22 protein-coding genes are annotated in these 23732 nt (G+C 62.0%); 6 read left to right on the top strand and 16 right to left on the bottom strand.

What is annotated here, in order from left to right; all coding sequences use genetic code 11:
* Positions 1–24 precede the first annotated feature (24 nt).
* From J1777_RS08225 to J1777_RS08195, 7 genes are all read right to left on the bottom strand, one after another.
* Positions 25–1389: a hypothetical protein gene (locus J1777_RS08225; protein ID WP_207575269.1), complete on the bottom strand. Its 1365-nt coding sequence runs from the start codon at positions 1387–1389 to the stop codon at positions 25–27.
* A gap of 78 nt (positions 1390–1467) precedes the next feature.
* Positions 1468–1962 (bottom strand): YbhB/YbcL family Raf kinase inhibitor-like protein, encoded by a 495-nt coding sequence (locus tag J1777_RS08220; protein ID WP_207575268.1) that lies wholly within the window; start codon positions 1960–1962, stop codon positions 1468–1470.
* Positions 1963–2018: 56 nt separating this feature from the next.
* Entirely contained in the window at positions 2019–2312 is a 294-nt protein-coding gene (locus tag J1777_RS08215) for a hypothetical protein (RefSeq protein ID WP_207575267.1), read from the bottom strand.
* A complete protein-coding gene (locus tag J1777_RS08210) occupies positions 2309–3229 on the bottom strand; it encodes an SPFH domain-containing protein (RefSeq protein WP_242700451.1) in 921 nt (306 codons plus the stop codon). Before J1777_RS08210 ends, J1777_RS08215 begins: the two co-directional genes overlap by 4 nt.
* A 102-nt stretch (positions 3230–3331) precedes the next feature.
* Positions 3332–4699: a c-type cytochrome biogenesis protein CcsB gene (ccsB, locus tag J1777_RS08205; protein WP_207575266.1), complete on the bottom strand. Its 1368-nt coding sequence runs from the start codon at positions 4697–4699 to the stop codon at positions 3332–3334.
* Positions 4700–6832, bottom strand: a complete 2133-nt coding sequence (locus J1777_RS08200; protein ID WP_242700450.1) for a cytochrome c biogenesis protein ResB — start codon at positions 6830–6832, stop codon at positions 4700–4702.
* Positions 6833–6942: 110 nt separating this feature from the next.
* Positions 6943–7545, bottom strand: a complete 603-nt coding sequence (locus tag J1777_RS08195; protein WP_207575265.1) for a c-type cytochrome — start codon at positions 7543–7545, stop codon at positions 6943–6945.
* A gap of 73 nt (positions 7546–7618) precedes the next feature.
* Between J1777_RS08195 and yihA the strand changes: the two genes are divergently transcribed.
* A complete protein-coding gene (yihA, locus tag J1777_RS08190; RefSeq protein ID WP_377737021.1) occupies positions 7619–8374 on the top strand; it encodes a ribosome biogenesis GTP-binding protein YihA/YsxC in 756 nt (251 codons plus the stop codon).
* A gap of 73 nt (positions 8375–8447) precedes the next feature.
* On the opposite strand, the gene J1777_RS08185 is transcribed toward yihA, so the two are convergent.
* Positions 8448–9323, bottom strand: a complete 876-nt coding sequence (locus J1777_RS08185) for a lysophospholipid acyltransferase family protein (RefSeq protein ID WP_207575264.1) — start codon at positions 9321–9323, stop codon at positions 8448–8450.
* Positions 9320–10174 carry a lysophospholipid acyltransferase family protein gene (locus tag J1777_RS08180; protein ID WP_207575263.1) on the bottom strand — a complete coding sequence of 285 codons (855 nt, stop codon included), beginning with the start codon at positions 10172–10174 and terminating at the stop codon, positions 9320–9322. The genes J1777_RS08185 and J1777_RS08180 overlap by 4 nt, the downstream gene beginning before the upstream one ends.
* A 125-nt stretch (positions 10175–10299) precedes the next feature.
* On the opposite strand from J1777_RS08180, the gene metK reads away from it, so the two are divergent.
* Together metK and J1777_RS08170 are read left to right on the top strand one after the other, a co-directional pair.
* Positions 10300–11481: a methionine adenosyltransferase gene (gene metK, locus J1777_RS08175; protein ID WP_207575262.1), complete on the top strand. Its 1182-nt coding sequence runs from the start codon at positions 10300–10302 to the stop codon at positions 11479–11481.
* Positions 11482–11661: 180 nt separating this feature from the next.
* Positions 11662–12726 (top strand): NUDIX domain-containing protein, encoded by a 1065-nt coding sequence (locus tag J1777_RS08170; RefSeq protein WP_207575261.1) that lies wholly within the window; start codon positions 11662–11664, stop codon positions 12724–12726.
* A 129-nt stretch (positions 12727–12855) separates the two neighbouring features.
* Here the strand turns inward: J1777_RS08170 and alr are convergent, their stop codons facing one another.
* Entirely contained in the window at positions 12856–13923 is a 1068-nt protein-coding gene (gene alr / locus J1777_RS08165) for an alanine racemase (RefSeq protein WP_207575260.1), read from the bottom strand.
* A complete protein-coding gene (locus J1777_RS08160; protein ID WP_207575259.1) occupies positions 13920–15221 on the bottom strand; it encodes a D-amino acid dehydrogenase in 1302 nt (433 codons plus the stop codon). The genes alr and J1777_RS08160 overlap by 4 nt, the downstream gene beginning before the upstream one ends.
* Before the next feature lie 128 nt (positions 15222–15349).
* Here J1777_RS08160 and J1777_RS08155 point away from each other — a divergent pair, with 128 nt between their 5' ends.
* Positions 15350–15826, top strand: coding sequence for a winged helix-turn-helix transcriptional regulator (locus J1777_RS08155; RefSeq protein ID WP_207575258.1), 477 nt, complete (start codon positions 15350–15352; stop codon positions 15824–15826).
* Positions 15827–15871: 45 nt separating this feature from the next.
* On the opposite strand, the gene J1777_RS08150 is transcribed toward J1777_RS08155, so the two are convergent.
* Positions 15872–17263: a methyl-accepting chemotaxis protein gene (locus J1777_RS08150; RefSeq protein ID WP_278253516.1), complete on the bottom strand. Its 1392-nt coding sequence runs from the start codon at positions 17261–17263 to the stop codon at positions 15872–15874.
* Positions 17264–17427: 164 nt separating this feature from the next.
* On the opposite strand from J1777_RS08150, the gene groES reads away from it, so the two are divergent.
* Both groES and groL read left to right on the top strand, forming a co-directional pair.
* Positions 17428–17718, top strand: a complete 291-nt coding sequence (gene groES / locus J1777_RS08145; protein ID WP_207575257.1) for a co-chaperone GroES — start codon at positions 17428–17430, stop codon at positions 17716–17718.
* 87 nt (positions 17719–17805) lie between these two features.
* The gene (groL, locus tag J1777_RS08140; protein WP_207575256.1) at positions 17806–19449 is read left to right on the top strand and encodes a chaperonin GroEL; all 1644 of its coding nucleotides are present in this window, start codon (positions 17806–17808) and stop codon (positions 19447–19449) included.
* A gap of 106 nt (positions 19450–19555) precedes the next feature.
* Here groL and dbpA read toward each other — a convergent pair whose 3' ends face one another.
* From dbpA to J1777_RS08120, 4 genes are all read right to left on the bottom strand, one after another.
* Positions 19556–20971: an ATP-dependent RNA helicase DbpA gene (gene dbpA / locus J1777_RS08135; protein WP_207575255.1), complete on the bottom strand. Its 1416-nt coding sequence runs from the start codon at positions 20969–20971 to the stop codon at positions 19556–19558.
* Between the two features lie 109 nt (positions 20972–21080).
* Entirely contained in the window at positions 21081–21971 is an 891-nt protein-coding gene (locus J1777_RS08130) for a class I SAM-dependent methyltransferase (protein WP_207575254.1), read from the bottom strand.
* Positions 21958–22584 (bottom strand): DUF1415 domain-containing protein, encoded by a 627-nt coding sequence (locus J1777_RS08125; protein ID WP_207575253.1) that lies wholly within the window; start codon positions 22582–22584, stop codon positions 21958–21960. The genes J1777_RS08130 and J1777_RS08125 overlap by 14 nt, the downstream gene beginning before the upstream one ends.
* 45 nt (positions 22585–22629) lie before the next feature.
* On the bottom strand, positions 22630–23732 hold a 1103-nt coding region (locus J1777_RS08120), incomplete at its 5' end, for a deoxyguanosinetriphosphate triphosphohydrolase (protein ID WP_207575252.1).

Here is a 23732-nt window from a genome sequence, read left to right as displayed (position 1 = left end):
TTTTACAGTGCGCGTGCGGGTGGTTCAGCTTTTGAGGCGGTGTCCGCATTCCCCGCAGAACATATCGTCATGGCCCACGGTGTGCTGGCACTGCGGGCAGGTGGCTGTGGCGGCCGACGCGGGTGGCAGGTCGGTGCTGGGCGCGGGCTTGGCCAGGAGGGGTGGCTCTTGGGGGGCTGCATCTGGCGGGGCAGCTTGTGCTGCGGCTGCTTCGGTGGCTGACCGGTCAGCAGCAGCCTGTTGCTCGGCTTGCTCTGCTGCCAACACTGCGGCCGCTTGGGCTTGGGCTGCGGTTTGCTCTGCGGCGGCAGCCTGGGCAGCGGCCTGCTCGGCCGCGCGTTGGCGGGCGCGTTCTTTTGCCTCTTCGGCCATTTGGCGGGCTTTTTCCTGGGCTTGTTCGGCGGCCAGGCGGGCTTTTTCTTGGGCTTCGCGGGCGCGGCGTTTCATTTCGTCCAGGCCGGCATTCAAAGCGTTTTCGGTATCGGCGGTATCCAGCCCGTCGGTGGCCGAGAGATAGACCAGGTTCACCCCCATCAGGGCCACTTGCATCATCAAGGTAAAGGCCAAGCCGAAAATCAGGGCTGTGGCCAGAATGCCAGCGTACATCAGGCCGCTACTGCCGCCGCCATAGCCGTTCATGAGGGCGGTGATGGCGGCCAAGCCATTGCCGGTCATTCCGACACCAAGGATGGAGGTGGCCAGCCCGCTCATAAAGAAATAACCCGGCAGCAAGGCTCCAAAGACCACCATGCCGATCACCGAGACCACGACATACAACGCCAAAAACAGCAGTACGGTGGGCACCAGGCGCTGGCGGCTCACGGCGATGACCAGGGACAAGGATTCTTTAAACCCGCGTCCTTCCCAGACCGCCGGGGTGAACAGCGGAAATCCGACCCACAACAAAGAAGTGAGCACCGCTGCGGCCACGATCACCAAAACCGGGTGCAGGACAAAGAAAAACAGGGGGCCAATCCCAGGAATCTTGGCCAGAAAATAGCCGATGGCACCGACCACGGCCAGTGCCACCAGCACCAGCGCCACCACCACGTAAAAGCCCAAAAATTTTGGGATGCACCACAGACCCGCTAAAAAGGCATCCATCATCGAGCGCGGCGCAATATTCTTGGCCTTGTCCATGAGCAAAATGCCTGCGCCAGACATGCCGGCGGCAATCAAAATCATGGCCAAGAGCCCGAACAACCCCATCAGCCCCACGCCAGCCGCACCACCGAGGCTGCTGCTTAAAAACCCACCAACGGCCAGCAGGAGCGCGACGACCACCCAGGTTAAAAATCCCAAGGCCATTGGCCGCCATTGGGTCAGCCCCTCGCTGGCGCGGAGCAAGGGCGCAAAACTGACCTGGCGCATGGTTTCGGAAGGCTGCATTGGATACGTTCTTTCTATGAATGAAGGGTGCGGGAACGGGCAGCCTGCAACTGCCCGTGGTGTTTGAGCCAGCGCTGTTTAGCGCCCGTAGTGCGCGGTAAAGCTTGCCGTGGCAATGGCGTTGGCGTTGATCATGAAGCCGGCCAGGGCGGCGGTCGCATCGTCCGGAACGTCCAGTTTGGGCACGGACAGGGCGTGGACGGTGAACACGTAGCGGTGCGGCTTGTCCCCCGGCGGCGGGCAGACGCCGCCCCAGGCAAAGCTGCCGTAGTCGTTGCGGATCTGGCGGGCACCGGTGGGCAGGGTGGCGCTGCCTGCGGCGCCTGCGTTGGCTTGCAGTTCGGTGGCCGTGGGTGGGAGGTCGACCACCATCCAGTGCCACCAGCCGCTGCCGCTGGGCGCATCCGGGTCGTACACCGTCAGCGCCAGGCTTTGCGTGCCCGCCGGTGCGCCCTGCCAGCGCAGCACGGGCGATTCGTTGCGGCCCGTGCAGCCAAAGCTGTTGAATTCAAACTCCTGCGGGATGGTGCCGCCGGCCGGGATGTCGGGGCTGCTTAAAACAAAATCGGTCATGTTCGTCCATCTCCTGTGAAAAAAGCGAAGTATGCGTCAGCTTGCCCCGAACTGTTTCAGGGGGATGGCTTGAAATCCAGCCCCTTGCGCACGGCCTCCTGCATCCGCTGGTCGCGCTCCTCGATGGGCGTGGGCTTGCGGTTGCGGTCTTCGATGGGGGCATCCGAAGGGGTGAAGGCGGGCACGGGGCTGCGTTCCACCGTCCCTTTGGGCAGGTAGGACGGCTGCACCACCGCATAGACGGCGGCCAGCAGCACGACGCCGATCAGGCCCGCCCGGCTTTTCTTCCACACGGCCCAGGCGGCCAGCGCCAGCAGGGCCAGCGGGATCAGGTTCAGCGCGGCGATCATTTCAGTGTCACCATGGGCACGGCGTCGCCCAGGACGGTGGTGGGCAGCTGGCCGTCCCACTTCTCGATCCAGGCGCGTTGGTTTTCCAGCTTGCGCAGCTCCAGCACGCGGGAATCGACCGAGGCGGCCAGGGTGGCCTGGGCCAGGGCTTCGGTTTCGGCCTTCTCTTTTTCAATGGCGCGTTGCAGGCGGGCTTCGCGCAGTTCGCGCTCCAGGCGGGCGGCGGATACCTGTGTCTGCGCCTCTTCCTGCTGGATGGCTTCGCGGCGCTCGGCGGCGGCTTCCTGCGCCTTGGTGATGATGTCGGGGTATTTCAGGTTGGTGATGCCGACGTGGCGCACCGAGAACGGCGTGCGGGCCTCGATCGCCTTGCCCAGGCGCAGGCCCAGGTCGGCATTGATTTTCTCGTTGCTGGAGGCGATCTGGCTGATGCTGTACTGGCTCAAATACTCGCGCACCTCGGCCTGGATGATCTGGCTGGCATAGGTGCGGTAGACCTGCTCGTTGGCAATGATCGAGGTGCTGCCGCGCCCGTCCGTCGGGGAGATGGTGTTGAACAGCTCGGCGGTTTTCTTGGGGTTGATGCTCAGGGTGGCCCGCACGGAGACGTCCAGGTTCAGCTTGTCTTCGGGGATGAAGATGCTCAGGTTTTCCTGGTAGGCCTTGTCCGCCACGTCCAGCATCACCAGCCGGTCGCAGTAGGCCCAGCACGGCGAGAGGCGGAACTTGGAGGTGGGAATCAGCGCCTCCTGGTAGCCGTCCTTGGTCATGATCTTGCCGACGTGGGCGGGCGGAATCTCCACGCGCTCGCCCGCCAGTACCAGCGCCAGCAGGGTGGCCACCACGGCGCCGACGATGAGCAGGATGGTTTTCTTGAACGAGGAAGCTGTGACGGTGGGTTTGATCAGTTTTGTCATCGGGGTGCCCCCTCCTTGCGGGCCGGAAAAGCCCGGATTATCAAGAAAAAAAGCACGGCCTCCTTTGCAGGGAGGCAGTGTTTCTTATGAGGAGACAGGTGCTTACAGTTCGCCGTAGCTGTGCAGGCCCGAGAGGAACATGTTCACCCCCAGGAAGGCAAAGGTGGTGACTGCCAGACCCACCAGCGCCCACCAGGCCGACACCGTGCCGCGCAAGCCTTTCATGAGGCGCATGTGCAGCCAGGCGGCGTAGTTCAGCCAGACGATCAGCGCCCACGTTTCCTTGGGGTCCCAGCTCCAGTAGCCGCCCCAGGCATCGGCAGCCCACAGTGCGCCCAACACGGTGGCAATGGTGAAGAAGGCAAAACCCACAGCGATGGATTTGTACATCACGTTGTCGAGGATTTCAAACGAGGGCAAGCGCTCGGCAATGGGCTTGCGCAGCGCCAAGATGCCGCCAACGATCAAGGCCGAGATACCGGCATACACAATCCAGTAGCTGCTGCCGCCCGCTTGTGACTGGCGGAAGGCCAGCGGCTCAAAGCACAGCGCCACGCCCAGCAGCCACAGGGGGGCCAGTTTGTACCATTTGGTCTCGGTGGCCTGCTGTTTGATCAAGTAGGCAAAGGCGACCATGGCGGCAATGGCAAAAGTGCCATAGCCGATAAAGTTGGCCGGTACGTGCAGCTTCATCCACCAGCTTTGCAAAGCGGGGATGAGGGGCTGGATCTCTTGGCCTTCACGGGCCACGGTGTACCAGAGCAAAAAGCCCACAGCAGCGCTGACCACCAGCATCACAAAGCCACCCAGTGCGCGGGTGGCGTACTGGTCTTCGTAGTACAGGTAGAACAGGGCCGTCATCCAGATGAACATGACGAAAACTTCGTACAGGTTGCTCACCGGAATGTGGCCGATGTCCGGGCCCATGAGGTGGCTTTCGTACCAGCGCACCATGGTGCCGACCAGTGCCAGGGTGACCGCAACCCAGACCATGGTGCTGGCAATGCGGCCAAAGGCGTTTTGTTCGCCTTTGGCAAACAAGGCCACCCAGTAAAACGCGGTGGCGATAAAGCACAAAACGCCCATCCACAAGATGGCCGATTGGCTGGAAAGAAAGTACTTCAGGCCAAACACGGCTTCGGCTCGGTCTAGGTGCGCCACGCCATCGGGCCCGTGGTAAAGCCAAATGGCCAGCAGCGACAGGCCGCCGACAGTGAGCATGAGTTTTTGCAGCGGCCGCCAAAACCAGCCCATGGCGATCAGGCTGGGGGTGGTCAGCAGCAAAATGCCTTTTTCGTACACATCCATGGCACTGTCGTATTGCACCCAGGCGAAGACTGTGCCGGCCAGCAAAATCAGGGCAAAAAGCCAATCCCAAACATTGCGTCGGGCCATAAAACCAGGATTGAGGTCCATGGTTTTAGGAGCGGTGCTAGAGGGGGGTGCGGGGGTGGCAGTGATGGTGTTCATTCAAACCTCTGAGGCCGTAGGAGCCGTTGTCGGGGCCGCAGCCCCGAGCAGCTGGTGGTTCAATTGCGCAAATTCGCGGTCAATATCGATAAGCTTACGGTTACACGACATGGCCATGGTGGCATGGGTGTTTTGGGCGGCCTCGGCTTGAGGGGCCAGCCAGACCCACAAGCGCCGATCGCGCACGTAGAGCATGCCAAAAATGCCAACGATTAGGAAGAAGCAGCCCAAGTACACCACCTTCTTTCCCGGTGCGCGGGCCACTTGGAAGACGCTGGCTTGCACTTGGTCAAAGTCCTCCAGCATAAAGGCGGCCGGGGCCGGGTAGTACTGGGCATCGCTCAAGGCAAACACCGCTTGGGCCATAAAGCGCTGGGTTTCCGGAGTGACTTGCAGCGGGGGAAGTTGCGCCTGGCTGCGCAGTTGCTGGGTCAGCTCAAACAGGATGCCGTTCAAAATGCGCAGCAGCACTTCGCTGGCGCGTTCGCGCTCAGACTCGGGGACGCTGTCTTCGAGGTATTTACCCAGTGCCTGCAGGCCGCCGTCGGGTTTTTCGCGGTTACCGGTGCCGGCGTACAAAATGGCAATGCGCAAGGCTGATTCGGCCAGGGCATCGCGCAGGTCGGGGCGTTCGGTGGGGGTCGCGTTGTTGGCATAGCTGCGCACAGCGGCCTCACGCTGGGCCGGGTCCAGCAGGGCCAGGCGCAGGCGCAAGAAGGTGTCCATCTTGCCCTCGGGATCGGCGGGTACACGCAGATAGCGAAATGGCTCGGCTTCGGTCTCACGCACGCCCAACAGAAAGACAGAGTTGCCTTCTTCTTCCATATCGGTGGGCAGCATGTAATTTTGGTATTCGCGCGCCTGGCCGGCGCTGTCGCGCAGTTTGTAGCCAATGCTGGGGCCGATATTGCGCAGCTTTTTCTCGGTGCCGGTTTTGTGACCGGCCCCAGTGCGGCTATCGAGCATGCTGCGCAGGTCCACCTTGCGGACATCGACGGCTGCGCCTTCGCGGTTGCTGAAGTTTTCTACGTTGATGGTGCGCAGCTGGGTGAATTCCAGCGTGACCGGGCTGCCATCAAAATCGGCCAACGTGGTGCTTTCGCCGACGATGCCATGGATTTCAAACGGCTTCGTGGTGGCACTGAAGGGCACCGCGCTGAGTTTGATCTTCGAGCCACCGTCGTCAAAGCTGGATTGGTAAATCTCGATCCCTCGGTGGCTGGCGGGGTGATTGACCTCGATGCGCTTGGGGATGGCTTCACCGGTTTCGTAATCGTGCAGGATGACTTCGCTGGCAAACAACTTGGGCATGCCGGTGTCGTAATACTCAACGATGAATTTTTTCAGCTCGACCGAGAAGGGCAGGGGCTGCAGCAGCACGCCGTCGGACTGGCTCAAGATGGCGGTGTCGGCCTGGGTGCCTTCGGCCACGGGCAGATTGCCCCGAAAGGTGGGATTGGTCACCGACAGGCGGTGCTGGTCGATGACTTCAGAAATACGGCCCGAGCCATTAAAAGGCGTTTTGCCGCCCAGCCACATTTGGGCACGAACGATTAAATCGCCATCGAGCAGGCCGCCCAGGCAAATCAGCACAATGGCGGTGTGGGCGGCGATATAGCCCAGCTTGTTGGCCGCACCTTTTTTGGCGGCGACCATGAAGCCAGTGCCGTTGGCCGTGGTGCGCTCTTGCACTTTGACGCGCCAGCCCAGTTGTACCAAGCCTTGGCCAATGCGCTGGGCTGCCGCTTGGCTTGATTCTGGCAAATCAGCCTGCGCCTTGAGGTTGAAGGCTTGCAGGCTTTTTTCGCGGATGTCTTCCTTGAAGTTGCGCAGGTCCGCCAAGTATTTGGGCGTGTGCCGTGTCAAGCACAAGCTGGTGCTGATGACCAAGAAAGCCAGAATGATCAAAAACCACCAAGCGCTGTAAACGGCGTTGAGTTTCAGCGCCAAAAACAGTTGCGACCAAAAAGGGCCGAATTGATTGACGTAGTTGTTGATCGGTTGATGCTGCTGCAGCACTGTGCCAATCACCGAGGCGATGCAAATCACGGTGAGCAGCGCGATGGCAAAGCGCATGGACGATATCAGCTCAAAAAAGCTGCGCAACCGTTGGCGAAGGGGGGAGTCAGGCATGGACAGGCAGTACGGAAAACGGGCGGGGCCTTGCAAAATTAAGGCGCCGCCCGTGTTGAGTTTATTGTGCTGACGAAGTTCCCCGTGGTGGGCGGGGCTTTGCCAATGGCTTATTTCAAGCCAGCGATGTATTCGCCCAGGGCTTTGATTTCTTTGTCGTTGAGCTTGGCCGCGACATCGGTCATTTGCTGGTTGTTGTCGCGGGTGCCATCACGGAATTGGTTCAGCTGCGTGACGATGTATTGGGCGTGTTGGCCCGAGAGGCGCGGATATTGCGCAGGAATGCCGGCCCCGTTGGGGCTGTGGCAGCCGGCGCAGGAGGCGATGTTGCGATCCTGGATGCCGCCTCGGTAGATTTTCTCGCCCAAGGCAACCAAGTCTTTGTCGGTGGCTGCGCCGGGATCGGCTTTTTGCTGGGCCAGGTAGGCGCTGACGTTTTTCATGTCCTCGTCAGAGAGCATGGCGGCCATGCCCAGCATGATGGCGTTGTTGCGTTTGCCGCTTTTGTATTCGCTCAATTGCTTGACCAGGTACTCGGGATGCTGCTGGGCCAGCACCGGGTTTTCCGGCAGCACGGATTTACCAGCTTCGCCGTGGCAGGCGATGCACACGCCGCCGTAGGTTTCTTGGCCTTTGGCCAAGTCTGCAGCGGCGGCGGAGAAAGCGGGTGCTGCCACAACGGCAGCGGTCAGCAGGGAGGCAAGCAGCTTCATAGTAAATAGTCTGGTTATGTCAGCAAAAACGGCCGGATTCTACAATGAGGCTCCTGGATATTCCTAATACCCTATGACAACAAACACCCCCACCTTTGCCGCTGGTCAAGAATTTGACCCGGTAACCCCCAAGACAGCCATGGGTTGGATGCACACAGCACGGTTTTTAACCACTGCTGCGCAATTACAACAATTGCCCCCAGTCACTGTGCCAGAAATCGCCTTTGTGGGTCGCTCCAATGCGGGCAAATCGACCTCGATCAATACGCTGACGCAGCAAAAACAGCTGGCTTTTGCCTCGAAGAAACCGGGGCGCACACAGCACATCAACCTGTTTTCTTTGGGCAAGCAGGGGGTGACCGATGCGGTGCTGGCCGACCTGCCCGGCTATGGCTACGCGGCCGTTTCGCGCAGCGATAAAGAGCGCTGGCAGCGCGTGATGCTGAACTACCTGATGGAGCGCGAGAGCCTGACGGCGGTGGTGCTGCTGTGCGATCCGCGCCTGGGCCTGACCGAGTTGGACGAGGCGCTGCTCGATGCCCTGCGCCCCCGGGTGGAGCAGGGGCTGAAGTTTTTGGTGCTGCTGACCAAGGCCGACAAGCTCACGCGCGCTGAGCAGGCCAAGGCACTGTCCATCATGCGGCTCAATGCCGGCGGTGGTGAGGTGCGCCTGTTTTCGGCGCTGAAAAAGCAGGGTGTGGACGAGGTGGCGCAACTGCTGTGGCAGTGGTGCCACCCGCAAGGTGGCGCTGCCGTGGACGCGCAGGCGGCGGACGATGAGCAAGAGCCGCCGGCGCTGGATGAAGCCCCGTTAGATCAGAATGAATAGCTGTTTGCGCTGATAGATAGTGATTTTTAAGCTGTTTTTAATCTAAAAACCAATAAATCAAAGCGCTAACAGCTCACTTGTACAAAGAATCCTGCCCCGCAGGGCGGGTTTTAAAGCGCTTGTGTACCCAGTAGTACTGCGCGGGCATGGTGCGAATGGCGGCTTGCAGCTCGCGGTTCATGCGGGCGGTGTCGGCCACATGGTCGTCGGTGGGGAAGTTGTCCCATGCGGGGGTCAGTTCGGCCACATAGCCCTGGGGGGTCATGCGGCTGTACAGGGCGACGACCTTGGCTTTGCCCAGGCGGGCAAAGCGCGACAGCGAGGGGATGGTGGCCGCATCGGGCACGGCAAAAAAGGGCACAAAAACCGAATCGCTGGGGCCGTAGTCCATGTCCGGCAGCAGGTACAGCAAGCCGCCTTTGCGCAGGCATTGGATGATGGGTTTGACACCATCGGCGCGGTTGAGCATGCGCACCTTGCCAAAGCGCTGGCGACCGGCCATGAACCAGGCATCGAGCACGGGATCGGGGTTGGTGGCGAAGATGGAGGTGAACTCGCGCGGCGTGTTCAGCGGCAGCGCCAGGCCGCCTGCGTCCATGCTGTAAAAGTGCGGCGCAAAGACGATGGTGGCGGTGTCGCCCTCCAGCTCGTGCAGGGCACCGGTCAGTTGCACGCGGCTGCGCACCAGGGCTTCGCTGCCAAGCCACAGCCAGCTGCGGTCGATAAAGGTTTGGCAAAACACCACAAATGTTTCTTTGGCCCAGGCGCGGCGCTGGGCAGCGGGCACCTCGGGAAAGCACAGCTCCAGATTGCGCAGCGCAATCTTGCGCCGGGGGGCGGCCAGAATAAACAGCAGGCGGCCAACCCCCCAGCCGATGCCGCGCAGCACGGGCAGCGGCAGTTTGGCCAACAGGTGCATCAGGGCCAGGCCCAGGCGGCTGGTGTTCATGCGCCCTCTCCCGGTGTGGCGGGGGCCGCTTGGCGTGGTTGTTTGTAGCGGCCATAGCCCCACAGGTATTGCTGCGGGCATTGGCGGATGAGGTGTTCCATGGCTTGGTTCAGGTGCAGTACGGCCGCGTCCATCTCGGCGGGCAGGGGGCTGGGCAGGTCTTCAAAATACAGGTCAAAGCCCCGGCCCCAGGACAGGCGCTCGCAGCGCGCCAGCACCACCGTGGCGCCGGTTTGCAGGGCCAGGCGGGCGGCCAGGGTCATGGTGTAGGCCGGTTGGCCAAAGAAGGGCACCCACTGGCCTTGGCCGTCGGGCGGCACCTGGTCGGGCAGCAGGCCCACGGCCTGGCCTTTGCGCAGGGCCTTGATCATTTGGCGCACGCCCGAGAGGGTGGTGGGCACGGCCTCGATGCCGCTGCGGTTGCGGGCGCTGAGCATCATCTGCGCCAGCCAGGGCTGCTTGGCCGGGCGGTAAAGGATGGTGATTGGCCCATGCTGCGCCGACCAGCGCGCGGCCGCGCCTTGCACCGACAGCTCAAAGCAGCCCAGGTGCGGGGTTAAAAACACGATGCCTTTGCCACGGGCCCAGGCGGCCTCGACCACCTCGGCACCATGGGTGTGATTGACCGGGGTGTCTTTGAGCCACAGGCGCGGCAGCTCGGTGACCATGCGCCCGGCATGGCCAATGGCGGGGCTGACCTCGTCAAAGGCATAGCCCGCCTGGGCGCTGTTGGCGGCAAAGCGGCGCCGGTAGGTGGGCGAGAGCAACCAGGCCAACCAGCCCAGTAGCGCACCGATGCCGTGCGCCAGCCCCAAAGGCAATACAGAAAAAAAGCGAAACAGGGTGTGCATTAGAATGGCCGCCGTCGCTGAGTTAATAGAGCAACTTGCAGAGCGACGTTAAATAAAACTGCTAAAGCGTTCGCCAAGCTTTCCAGCCTCGGCAACGCGATTGCCCAAGCATAGGAGTTTATTCAATGGCGAACGACTTTCTCTTCACCTCGGAATCCGTTTCCGAAGGCCATCCCGACAAAGTAGCAGACCAAATCTCGGATGCCATCCTCGATGCCATCCTGGCCCAAGACCCCGTCTCGCGCGTGGCCGCGGAGACGCTGACCAACACCGGGTTGGTGGTGCTGGCCGGTGAAATCACCACCAACGCGCATGTCGATTACATCCAAGTGGCGCGCGACACCATCCAGCGCATTGGCTACGACAACACCGAGTACGGCATCGACCACAAAGGCTGCGCTGTGCTGGTGGCCTACGACAAGCAAAGCAACGACATTGCCCAGGGTGTGGACCACGCCAGCGACGACCACCTGAACACCGGCGCGGGCGACCAGGGCCTGATGTTTGGCTACGCCTGCGACGAGACCGACACGCTGATGCCTGCGCCCATCTACTACGCGCACCGCCTGGTCGAGCGCCAGGCCCAGCTGCGCAAAGATGGCCGCCTGCCTTTTCTGCGCCCCGATGCCAAATCGCAAGTGACCATGCGCTACGTCGATGGCAAGCCGCACAGCATCGACACCGTGGTGCTGTCCACCCAGCACAGCCCGGACCAGTCGGAGTCGGCCACCAAGATGAAGGTCTCGTTCACCGAAGCCATCATTGAAGAAATCATCAAGCCCGTGCTGCCCAAAGAGTGGTTGCAAAACACCCAATACCTGATCAACCCCACTGGCCGTTTTGTGGTCGGTGGCCCGCAGGGCGACTGCGGTTTGACCGGGCGCAAGATCATCGTCGATACCTACGGCGGCGCTTGCCCGCACGGCGGTGGCGCGTTCAGCGGTAAAGACCCGACCAAGGTCGATCGCAGCGCCGCCTACGCCGCCCGCTATGTGGCGAAAAACGTGGTGGCTGCCGGCTTGGCGCGCCAGTGCCAGGTGCAGGTGGCCTACGCCATTGGCGTGGCGCGGCCCATGAACATCACCGTCTATACCGAAGGCACGGGGGTGATTCCGGATGAGCAGATCGCCAAGCTGGTGCACGAGCACTTTGACCTGCGCCCCAAAGGCATCATCCAGATGCTTGACCTGCTGCGCCCCATTTACGCCAAAACCGCCGCCTACGGCCACTTCGGCCGCGAAGAGCCCGAATTCACCTGGGAGCGCACCGACAAAGCGGCTGCGCTGCGTGCAGCGGCTGGTTTGTAAATAGTGCGCAGCAATGTGAACGCAGACCACAAGGCTCCAGTGCTGCGTGCAGCGGCGGGGTTGTAAAACCTCTTCATTCATAGCTTTTTCCGCTTGTTAATAAAGGATTTCATGGTTAAAAAACGGTGAAATTGTTATTTAACCAGCGGAGAAAGCTATTCTTATTTTCAGGGTTTGACGATGTATCAAGTGCACACTGCGGTGCTAATTGGCCGCTTTCAACCGTTTCACAATGGGCACCTGGCCTTGCTGGAGCAGGCGCTGCAAGTGGCCCAGCAGGTCATTGTGGTGCTGGGCAGCGCCCACCAGGCCCGCAGCCCCAAGAACCCGTGGGTGTGGGAAGAGCGGCGCAAGATGATCGACGACTGCCTGCCCACCCGCATGAAGGGCCGGGTGCAGTTTGTGCCCATCCGCGATTACTACGATCTGCCCCAGTGGGTGGCCGAAGTGCAGCGCTGGGTGGAAGCCTTGGTGCCGCCCATGGGGGTCAGCATGGGCCTGATCAGCCACGAAAAAGATGCCAGCAGTGCGTATTTGCGCCACTTCCCGAAGTGGAAAGCCATTGAACTGCCCCGCCAGGGCGCGGTGGATGCCACGCCGCTGCGTGAGCTGCTGTGGAATTTGGACGAACAGCCGGCCGAGCAGGTGCAGGCCGCCTTGGCCGCCGCCCTGCCCGAGCCGGTGTTGCAAGCGCTGACCACCTGGCGCGAGACCCCCGCCTACGCTGCGGTGCGCGAAGAAGCCCAGGCCCTGGCCGCCTACCGCGCAGCCTGGGCGGGGGCCCCGTTTGCGCCGGTGTTTGTCACCGTGGATACCCTGGTGGTGTGCGCCAAGCATGTGCTGCTGGTGCAGCGCGGTCACAGCCCTGGCAAAGGCTTGCTGGCCCTGCCCGGTGGTTTTTTAGAGCAGAGCGATACCCTGCAGGCCTCGGCCCAGCGCGAGCTGCAGGAAGAAACCGGCCTGGCCCTGAGCGCCGAGGACTGGCAAGCGGCCTTGCAAGGCGTGCGCGTTTTTGACCACCCCGAGCGCAGCCTGCGCGGGCGCACCATTACCCACGTTTACGTGCTGCACCTGCCGGGCGACACCCTGCCCGAAGTCAATGGCGGCGACGATGCAGCGGCGGCCGATTGGGTGCCGCTTCAAGAGCTGTGGCAGCTGGAGCCGCAGTTCTTTGAAGACCACTTTCACATTCTGCGTACCTGTTTTGCACAGTTTGGCGGTGGGCCGCTGCCGGTGCTGCCGTAAGCGGCGAAAAGTTTTTAAAACCCGCAAAAAGCCACTAAAAGTTGCCGAAAGTTGCAAAAAGCCAGTTTCGGTCTCAATGAAAAGCCCTGCCATCAACAACGGCAGGGCTTTTTTATGGGGGCAGAGGGCTTACCGGTACACCCTGGGGACGCGCTGGATGTGGCACATCAGCTCGTAGGCGATGGTGTTGTTCGCAGCCGCGATGGTGTTGATGTCCACCTGTGGGCCCCACAGCTGCACTTCTGCGCCCAGGCCAACGCCCGGTAGATCGGTCAAGTCCACCGTCATCATGTCCATGGAGACGCGGCCAATGGTGCGGCTGAGGTGGCCGTCAATGGCCACGGGCGTGCCATTGGGCGTGGTGCGCGGGTAGCCGTCGGCGTAGCCCATGGCCACCAGGCCCACGCGGGTGCGCTGGGTGGCGGTGAAGGCAGCGCCATAGCCCAGGCTGTCGCCCACTTCCAGCCAGCGCTGGGCAAAAATGCGGCTTTTCAGCGCCATGACCGGTTGCAGCGCGGTGCTGCTGGCGCACGGCGCGGCACCGTACAGCATGATGCCTGCGCGCCCCCAGTCCTGGTGCGCTTGGGGCCAGGCCAGGATGGCGGCCGAGTTGCTGATGCTGCGCCAGCCGGCCAGATTGGCGGTGGCGGTGTGAAAAGCGTGCAATTGCGCCTCGGTGGGCGCGGGGGTGTCCAGCTCATCGGCCCGGGCCAGGTGGGTGAGAAAGCTCACCTTTTCCACCTGGGGCAGCGCCGCCAAACGGGCATGGGCGGCGGCAATGTCGTGCGGTGCAAAGCCTACGCGGTGCATACCGCTATCCACTTTGAGCCAAATGTGCAGCGGGGCCCCGGCATGCTGCTCGATCAGCTGCAGTTGCTGCGCTTGGTGGGCCACCAGCCACAGCTGGTGCTGGGCGGCCAGCTGGACATCGTCGGCCGCAAAAGCCCCTTCCAGCACCAGGATGGGCTGGGTGATGCCGGCGGCGCGCAGCGGCAGGGCTTCTTCGACAAAGGCCACGGCAAAGGCATCGGCAGGGGGGCTGGCTGTGGCCAGCGCCTGGGCACAGGCCAGGGCACCGTGGCCGTAGGCGTTGGCTTTGAGCACGGCAAACACCCGCCCGCCATGGGCTTTTTTGGCGGCGGCGTAGTTCGCTTGCAGGGCGGCAAGGTCGATCTCGACCCAGGCCGGGCGGCTCATGCAGCGCGGGTGCAGACTTTGCCTGCACGCATATAGCGTTCGACCGAGAGCCCCTCGGTGCTGATGTCGGCGGCGCGCTCCAGCACGATGTCGGCCACCAGCTTGCCGCTGCCGCAGGACATGGTCCAGCCCAGGGTGCCGTGGCCGGTGTTGAGGTAGAGGTTGGCAATCGGGGTTTTGCCGATGATGGGGGTGCTGTCCGGGGTCATGGGGCGCAGGCCCGTCCAGAACTCGGCCTTGGGCAGGTCGCCGCCGGGGAAGAGTTGGCCGACCACCATCTCCAGCGTGGCACGGCGCTGGGGGCGCAGCTGGCGGTCAAAGCCGCCCAGCTCGGCCATGCCACCGACGCGGATGCGCTGGTCAAAGCGGGTGACGGCGATTTTGTACGTCTCGTCCAGCACGGTGGAGACCGGGGCCAGGGCTTCGTTCACGATGGGAATCGTCAGCGAATAGCCCTTGACCGGGTAAATCGGCAAATCCAGCCCGGTCGATTGCAGCAGCGGGCGCGAGAAGCTGCCCAGGGCCAGCACATAGCGATCGGCCTGCAGGGTTTCGGCCGCGCTGCCGTCTGCGTTGTGGATGCGCACGCCGCTGATGCGGCCATCGGGGCCTTGCGTCAGCTGGTCGATTTCGGTGTTCCAGCGAAACTGCACCCCCAGGCCTTCGGCCAGCTTGGCCAAGGCGTTGGTGAACAAAAAGCAGTCGCCCGTTTCATCTTCGGGCAGGCGCAGGCCACCGGCGATGGGGGCGGGCGATTGCGCCAGGGCGGGTTCGGCGCGGCAGACCCCGGCTTTGTCCAGCAGCTCGTAGGCGATGCCGCATTCTTTGAGCACCTCCATGTCACGCTGGGCTTGCTCCACCTGCTTTTGCGAGCGAAACAGCTGCAGCGTGCCGGCGCTGCGCCCTTCGAACTGGATGCCGGTGTCCGCCCGCAGCTGCGCCAGGCACTGGCGGCTGTAGTTGGAGACGCGCAGCATGCGCTCTTTGTTGATGGCGTAGCGCTCGGGCGAGCAGTTGTAGAGCATGGCACTCATCCAGCTCAATTGAAACGCGCTGCCATCGAGGCGAATGGCCAGCGGCGCGTGCTGTTCAAACATCCATTTGATGGCCTTGGTCGGAATGCCCGGGGCCCCCCAAGGCGTGGAATAGCCGTAAGAAATTTGCCCTGCGTTGGCAAAGCTGGTGTCCAGCGCCGGGCCGGCATTGCGGTCAATGACCGTGACTTCAGCCCCCGCACGGGCCAGGTAATACGCGGTGGTTACGCCGACTACGCCTGCGCCGAGTACGACAACTTTCATTTTGGAGGTCTCCAGTAACATTAAAACGGCTGCAACTGTAGCCAAATCGTCGGTTATATTTTTCTGTTTTTAGGGTTTATTGCAGAAATAATTTCTGTTTATGATGGGTTTTGGAGTGAATACCGGCAATGTATGAATTGGACACCATAGATCTTCGCATTCTGGACTTGCTGCAGCAGCAAGGGCGCTTGACGATGACCGAGCTGGGAGAAACTGTCGGCCTTTCCACTTCTCCCTGTTCCCAACGGGTGAAACGGCTGGAGCAGCTGGGGGTGATTACAGGCTATTACGCGCGCATCAATCCGCAGGCGCTGGGGCGGTCGTTGCTGGTGTTTGTGGAAATTACCCTGACCGAAAAATCCGAGCAGATTTTTAAAAAAGTGCGCGATGCCCTGGCGCACATCCCCGAGGTGCAAGAGTGCCATTTGATTGCCGGGCGTTTTGACTACCTGATAAAGGCCCGCTTGGGCGGCATGAACGAATACCGCCGCTTGCTGGGCACCATCTTGGCGCAAATGCCGGTGCCCGCCCAATCCAACAGTTATGTGGTGATGGAAGAGGTCAAGGAGAGCACCGCCTTGCGCGTGGTGGCGGTGAAAAAGTAAACGCCGCAGGGCGGCGTTCTGGGGCACCGGCAGCTTATGCGCTTTTTATGCGTTTAATGAGAGCGCTTGGCGGTTGCTATTACTGCGTTCTAGATGAAAAAAGCCCACAGTTCGTTGCAGCTCTTGCGCCTGCTGCTCTAATGCTTGCGCAGCAGCGGCCGCTTCCTCGACCAAGGCGGCGTTCGATTGCGTGACCTGGTCCATTTGCTCGACGGCTTGGTTGATCTGCTCAATGCCATCGGTTTGCTCTTTGCTGGCGGTGGTGATCTCGCCCATGATGTCGGCGACGCGGCGCACGCTCACCACAATTTCATCCATGGTGGAGCCCGCTGTTTCCACGTGCTTTACGCCTTCCGAGACATTGCCCACAGAGGTGGCAATCAAGCCCTTGATCTCTTTGGCCGCCTCGGCCGAGCGCTGGGCCAGGTGGCGCACCTCGCTGGCCACCACGGCAAAGCCGCGCCCCGCTTCACCGGCACGCGCAGCTTCAACCGCAGCATTCAGGGCCAAGATATTGGTTTGAAAGGCAATGCCGTCAATCACGCCAATGATGTCGGCAATTTGGCGCGAGGAGGCATTGATTGCCTCCATGGTCTGCACCATTTGCGTGACCACTTGGCCTCCGCGCACGGCCACCTCCGAGGCCTCGTTCGAGACTTGGTGGGCCAGCTCGCCATGCTCAAAGTTTTGCCGCGTGGTGGTGGCCAGTTGGTGCATGGAGGCGGCTGTTTCTTCCAGCGAGGCGGCCTGCTCTTCGGTGCGCGAGGACAAATCGGCATTGCCCATGGCAATTTGCGCTGTGGCCGAGGCAATCGATTGGCTGCCGCGCTGCACCTCACTGACGATGTTGCGCAAGCTGGTGTGCATGGCGGCCAAGGCGGTGAGCAACTCGGCCGTTTCATCCTTGCCCTGCACCGTGATGGTCTGGCTTAAATCGCCTTGGGCCACGGTTTGCGCCGTCTGCACTGCTTGGCGCAGCGGCACGATGATGGAGCGGGTCATAGCCACGCCCAAGGCTGCGCCCAACACAATCGCCGTCAAGCCAATGCCCAGCATCCACCAGCGGGCGCGGGCAATGTCCTGCAGGGCCTGCTGGCCGCTGTCGTGCGCCATTTTTTTCTGGAAGGTATTGAGCTGGGCCATGGGCTCGCGCAGTGCATCCAGGGCGGGCAGGGTTTGGCGGGTCAGCAATTCCAGGGCTGCGGCCTGGTCACCGGCATCGGCCAGCTCGGCCGTTTCGTTATAAGCCTGCACATAGGGCACGCGCAGCCGAAGGAGTTCGGCCAGCAGGGCCTTGCCTTCCGTGGAATGAATTTTGGCATCCAGCACGGCCAAGGCCGCTTCAATGGCTTGGCGGTTTTGGGCCAGCAGCGCTTTGCTCTGGGCGCGTTGCGCTGGGTCGGTGTAAAGGATGGTTTCCATCACCCGCAGGGGCAATCTCTGCAATCTTGCCGCTGCAGGGCTCTTGAAACCCTATTTTTCGCCCTTATCATTAGCACTCGTTGGGGTTGAGTGCTAACAAACCATCCCCAAGTACAGCAGCATCGACCCCGGAGTCGATACTTTTTTGTTCTGTTAAGCATTATTTGAGGAGTTCTCTTATGAACCTGCGTCCCCTGCACGATCGCGTGATCGTCAAGCGCCTGGAAAACGAAACCAAGACCGCTTCTGGCATCGTCCTGCCCGACAACGCCGCCGAAAAGCCCGATCAAGGTGAAGTGCTGGCGGTGGGCCCTGGCAAGAAGAACGACCAAGGCGTGGTCTCGCCCCTGAACGTGAAGGTGGGCGACCGCGTGCTGTTCGGCAAATACAGCGGCCAAACCGTGAAGATGAACGGCGAAGAGCTGTTGGTCATGAAAGAAGACGACCTGTTTGCCGTCGTCGAGAAGTAAGCTTTCATTACTCGAATAAATTAATAGCTGTTAGCGCTTATGTATAAAGCGCCAACAAGGTATTTCACTGATATTTAGGAGCCAAACATGGCAGCAAAAGACGTAGTTTTCGGTACTGATGCCCGCACCCGTATGGTCGAAGGCGTGAACATTCTGGCCAACGCTGTGAAAGTGACCCTGGGCCCCAAAGGCCGCAACGTGGTGCTGGAGCGCTCGTTCGGTGCCCCCACCGTGACCAAAGACGGTGTGTCGGTCGCCAAAGAAATTGAGCTGAAAGACAAGCTGCAGAACATGGGTGCGCAGCTGGTCAAGGAAGTTGCTTCCAAGACCAACGACATCGCCGGTGACGGCACCACCACCGCCACCGTGCTGGCCCAGGCCATCGTGCGCGAAGGCATCAAGTACGTGGCCGCTGGCCTGAACCCCATGGACCTGAAGCGCGGCATCGACAAGGCCGTGATTGCCCTGGTGGAAGAGCTGAAAAAGCAATCCAAAGCCACCACCACCAGCAAAGAGATCGCCCAAGTGGGCTCCATCTCGGCCAACTCGGACGAGTCGGTGGGCACCATCATTGCCGAAGCCATGGACAAAGTGGGCAAAGAAGGCGTGATCACCGTGGAAGAAGGCAAATCGCTGCAAAACGAACTGGATGTCGTGGAAGGCATGCAGTTTGACCGTGGCTACCTGTCGCCCTACTTCATCAACAACCCCGAGAAGCAGTCCGCCATCCTGGACAACCCCTTCGTGCTGTTGTTTGACAAGAAAATCAGCAACATCCGCGACCTGCTGCCCACGCTGGAAGCCGTGGCCAAGGCCGGCCGCCCCCTGCTGATCGTGGCCGAAGACGTGGAAGGCGAAGCCCTGGCCACCCTGGTGGTGAACACCATCCGCGGCATCCTGAAAGTGGTGGCTGTCAAGGCTCCGGGCTTTGGCGACCGTCGCAAAGCCATGCTGGAAGACATCGCCATCCTGACCGGTGGCAAGGTCATCGCTGAAGAAGTGGGCCTGTCGCTGGAAAAAGTGACCCTGGAAGACCTGGGCCAAGCTGCCCGCGTGGAAATCGGCAAAGAAAACACCACCATCATCGACGGTGCTGGCAAGGCCGAAGAAATCGAAGCGCGCGTCAAGCAAATCCGCATCCAGATCGAAGAAGCCACCAGCGACTACGACCGCGAGAAGCTGCAAGAGCGCGTGGCCAAGCTGGCTGGCGGCGTGGCCGTGATCAAGGTGGGCGCTGCCACTGAGGTCGAGATGAAAGAGAAGAAAGCCCGCGTGGAAGATGCTCTGCACGCCACCCGCGCTGCTGTGGAAGAAGGCATCGTCGCTGGCGGCGGTGTGGCCCTGCTGCGTGCCAAGCAAGCCGTGGGCAGCCTGGTGACCGGCCATGCCGAGCAAGACGCTGGTATCCAGCTGGTGCTCAAAGCCATTGAAGCGCCCCTGCGCGAAATCGTGGCCAACGCCGGTGGCGAGCCTTCGGTGGTTGTGAACAAGGTGCTGGAAGGCCAGGGCAACTACGGCTTCAACGCGGCCAACGACACCTACGGCGACATGCTGGAAATGGGCATTTTGGACCCCACCAAGGTGACCCGCACCGCGCTGCAAAACGCCGCTTCGGTTGCTTCGCTGCTGCTGACCACCGAGTGCATGGTCGCTGAAGCCCCCAAGGCTGACGCAGCCCCTGCCATGCCCGACATGGGCGGTATGGGTGGCATGGGCGGCATGGGCATGTAATTGCCGCTGCAGTCAGGCTCTGGTACTGCCGGGGCCTGTCCTCTGCCAAAACGACAAAGGCCGCGCAAGCGGCCTTTGTTATTGGTGCGCCAGGGAGCGCACCTTTTTAATCTATGGGGTCGTCGGTCACCAAGCGGGCTTTGACGCTTTTGCCTTTGACGCGACCGGCGTTCAGGCGCTGCACCACTTGCGGCGCAATGGCACGCTCGACGGCGACGTAGGTTGAGAAGTCATTCACGTTGATTTTGCCGACCTGCTCGCGCACATAGCCCATGTCGCCGGTCAGCGCGCCCAGCACGTCGCCGGCGCGGATTTTCTCTTTGCGCCCGCCAATGATTTGAATGGTCGCCATCGGCGGCACCAGGGGGCCGTGGCCGGTGGGGGTCAGCTCGCTGACTTGGCTCCACTGCGATTCGCGCCCTTGCAGCACTTCAATTTTGCCGACGCTGCCCATCTCGTCCAGGCTGACCAAGTTGAGCGCCAGCCCTTGCGCGTCGCCCCGGCCGGTGCGGCCAATGCGGTGGATGTGCACTTCTGGGTCGGGCGTGACATCGACGTTGATGACGGCGGCCAGGTCGGCAATGTCCAGCCCGCGCGCCGCCACATCGGTGGCCACCAGCACCGAGCAACTGCGGTTGGCAAACTGCACCAGCACTTGGTCGCGCTCGCGCTGCTCCAGCTCGCCAAACAACGCCAGTGCGCTTACGCCCCGCGCTTGCAGCACAGCCACCAGGTCGCGGCACTGCTGTTTGGTGTTGCAAAAGGCAATCGACGACTCAGGGCGAAAGTGCTCCAGCAGCAGGCCGACGGTGTGCAGGCGCTCGCTGTTTTGAATCTCGTACCAACGCTGCTCAATCTTGTCGGCGCTGTGCTGGGCCTGGACGGTGATTTGCTGCGGGTGCTGCATGAACTGCTGGCTGAGCTTGGCGATGCCGTCCGGGTAGGTGGCCGAGAACAGCAGCGTTTGGCGGTTTGGCGGGCACTGGCGCGCCACGGTGGCGATGTCGTTAAAAAAGCCCATGTCCAGCATCCGGTCGGCCTCGTCCAGCACCAAGGTGTTGAGCTGGTCGAGCGCCAGGGTCGAGCGCTCCAAGTGGTCCATCACGCGCCCCGGTGTGCCGACAACGATGTGCGCGCCGTGTGAGAGGCTTTGCGCCTGCCCGCGCAGCGGCACGCCGCCGCACAGGGTGACGACTTTGACGTTGTCGCTGACGCGTGCCAGGCGGCGAATCTCTGCGCTGACTTGGTCGGCCAGCTCGCGCGTGGGGCACAGCACCAGCGCTTGCACGCCAAAGCAGCGCGGGTTCAGGCGCGCCAGCAGTGCCAGGCCAAAGGCGGCCGTCTTGCCGCTGCCGGTGCTGGCTTGGGCAATCAGGTCGTGGCCCTGCAAGGCCAGGGGCAAGCTGGCGGCTTGGATGGGGGTCATGTGCAGATAGCCCAGTTGCTGCAAATTGGCCAAAGTGGCCGGGCTGAGCGCCAGAGCGCTGAAGTCTTGGGCGCTGTGCGCGGGTGTGGAAGTCATGCGCCGATTATCGGGGGCTGGGCAGGGGCCGAGGGCAGCACTGGCAATAAGTTAGCACCGACTGGCCTGCGCCCCCAAGGCCGCTAAGGCCGGGCCATGCGGGCATGGTTTATGGAGCTGCTACCCCGGACAAGGGATAGCGGTGCGCCAACGCTGCTTGCAGACCAAATTGCTCCAACAGCTCGCGCAGGCGCTGGGCGCTGCTGCGTTTTTTCTGGCCGGTGTAGCGGGCGATGATGAGCTCGTTTTTCATGCTGTGCTCCCAGCCCACCAGCTCGGTCACCGTCACTTGGTAGCCGCAAGCTTCCAGGTACAGGCAGCGCAGCACGTTGGTCAGGTGGCTGCCAATTTCGCGCGTGTGGATGGGGTGGCGCCACAGTTCGGCCAGCGGGGTGCGCGCCAGGTGCAGGGCTTTGTTTTGGCGCATGGCAGCCGCCAGCTCGGCTTGGCAACAGGGCACCAGCACCAGGGCCTGGGCGTGTTTTTCCAGGCCGAAGGCAATGGCATCGTCCGTGGCGGTGTCGCAGGCGTGCAGGGCAGTGACGATGTCGAACTGCGCGGGCATGAAGTCGGCCTGCGTGGAGTCGGCCACGGACATGTTCAGAAACTGCATCCGGTCAAAGCCCAGGTCGGCCGCCAGTTGCTGTGAGGCCTGCACCAGTGGGGCGCGGGTTTCGATGCCGTAGATGCTGCCCCGGCCCAGGGGTTTGAAGAACAGGTCGTACAGGATGAAGCCCAGGTAGGACTTGCCCGCGCCGTGGTCGGCCAGGGTGACGGGGTGGTCGTTGGCGCTGAGTTCTTCCAAGAGGGGCGCAATGAACTGGTACAGGTGATAGACCTGCTTGAGCTTGCGCCGCGAGTCTTGGTTGAGCTTGCCCTCGCGGGTGAGGATGTGCAGCGCCTTGAGCAGTTCCAGGCTTTGACCGGGCCGCAGGCCAAGCTGGGCGGCCACATCCTGTTGCGCGGGAGCGGCCGGTTTGGCAGGTTTATTTTTCTTCATGCGGAGTGTTCAGGGTGCGGCCGGTGATGGGGCAGCGCGGGCTCAGGTCAAGATCAAGCCAGGCCTCCAGGCCCATGTCTTCCAGGGTTTGCATGTTGCGCTCGTAGATCATTTCGGCCTCAGGGTAGGCTTCCACGGCTTTGTCGATGCTGTCTTCACGCAGCAGGTGCAGCGTGGGGTAGGGGGCGCGGTTGGTGCAGTTGGTCACGTCGTCCACCTCGGTGCCCTCAAACTGAAAGCGCGGGTGAAAAGAGGCCACCTGCAGGATGCCGCCCAGCTCCAGCTCGTCCACCATGGCATCGGCAACGGCGAGGAAGTCGTTGAAATCTAAGAAGTCTTCAAACGCCTGCGGCAGGATCAGCAAGGTGGTGTCGCGCTTGTCGGGGTTGGATTCGGCCAGGGCTTCGAGCTCGCGGTGCAAGTCCAGCACCACCCCTTCGGCATCCTGGGCTTGGCTGACGGCGTAGTGAATCTGCCCCTTGGTGTGTACACCTTTGGCAAAGGGGCACAGGTTCAGGCCGATCACCGCCTTTTCCAGCCAGCGCACGGTGTCGGCGATGACGATGTCTTCCGGGTAGGACAGTGTTTCGGGGCCAGGGGTGGGGGTGTTCATGGGTGGGGCTTCTCCAACGCAAAGGGGGGTGCAAAGGCGGTATTGTCAGGCCAACAGGCGTTGCCCGGTTAGGCGCTGGTGTTCGCTGGCGGCGTAGCGGTCGGTCATGCCGGCGACAAAGTCGGCCACGGCCCGGGCGCGGGCGGCGGTGTCTTGGGCGGCTGCGGCCTGTTGGGCACGCTGGGCAAAGCGTGGCTTCATGGTCTGGGGATGTTCCAGGTAGTGGGCGAACAGCTCGCGCACCACTTGCTGCGCCGCTGTCATGGTCTGCATGACCTGGGGGTGGCGGTACAGGTGGTGCAGCAAAAACGTTTTCAGCGCTTGGCTGTTGTAGTGCATGGAAGGGCTGAAGGCCACCAGCCGCTGGCCCGATTGGCGCACATCCTGCACGCTGGCCACGCCTGCGGCGGCAATGTTGGCCTGGGTGGTGGCGATGACATCGTAAACCTGCGCCGAGAGCATGCGGCGAATGCTTTCGTAGAGCAAACGGCGGCTTTGGTCCGCAGCCTGCAAATGGGGGTGGTCGTGCAGTACCTGCTGGTAATGCCCGGCAAACAACGGGATGCTTTGCAGCTGCTCCAGCGTGATGAGGCCCGAGCGCACGCCATCGTCCACATCGTGGGCGTTGTAGGCGATGGCATCGGCCAGGTTGGCCAATTGGGCCTCCAGCGAGGGTTGTTGCTTGAGAAGAAAACGCTGGGCCACGCCCCCAGGCTCTTGCTGCTCCAGCAAGTGCGCGTTGGTGGCCGAGCAGTGTTTGAGTACGCCTTCGCGGGTTTCAAAGGTGAGGTTCAGGCCGTCAAAGTCGGGGTAGCGCTCTTCCAGCCGATCGACCACGCGCAGGCTTTGCAGGTTGTGCTCAAAACCGCCCCAGTCGTGCATGCATTCGTTCAAAGCATCTTGTCCAGCGTGGCCAAACGGGGTGTGGCCCAGGTCGTGTGCCAGGCAGATGGCTTCGACCAAGTCTTCATTCAGTCCCAGGGGGCGGGCAATGCTGCGGCCCATCTGCGCCACTTCCAGCGAGTGCGTCAGGCGCGTGCGAAACAGGTCGCCCTCATGGTTTACGAACACCTGGGTTTTATAGACCAGGCGGCGAAAAGCGCTGCTGTGCACGATGCGGTCGCGGTCGCGCTGGTGGTCGTTGCGGG

It is taken from the genome of Comamonas denitrificans, assembly GCF_017368815.1.
GTDB lineage: Bacteria > Pseudomonadota > Gammaproteobacteria > Burkholderiales > Burkholderiaceae_C > Comamonas > Comamonas denitrificans.
The sequence above is the reverse complement of the archived record's forward strand: the minus strand, read 5'-3'. Positions and strand labels throughout refer to the sequence as shown.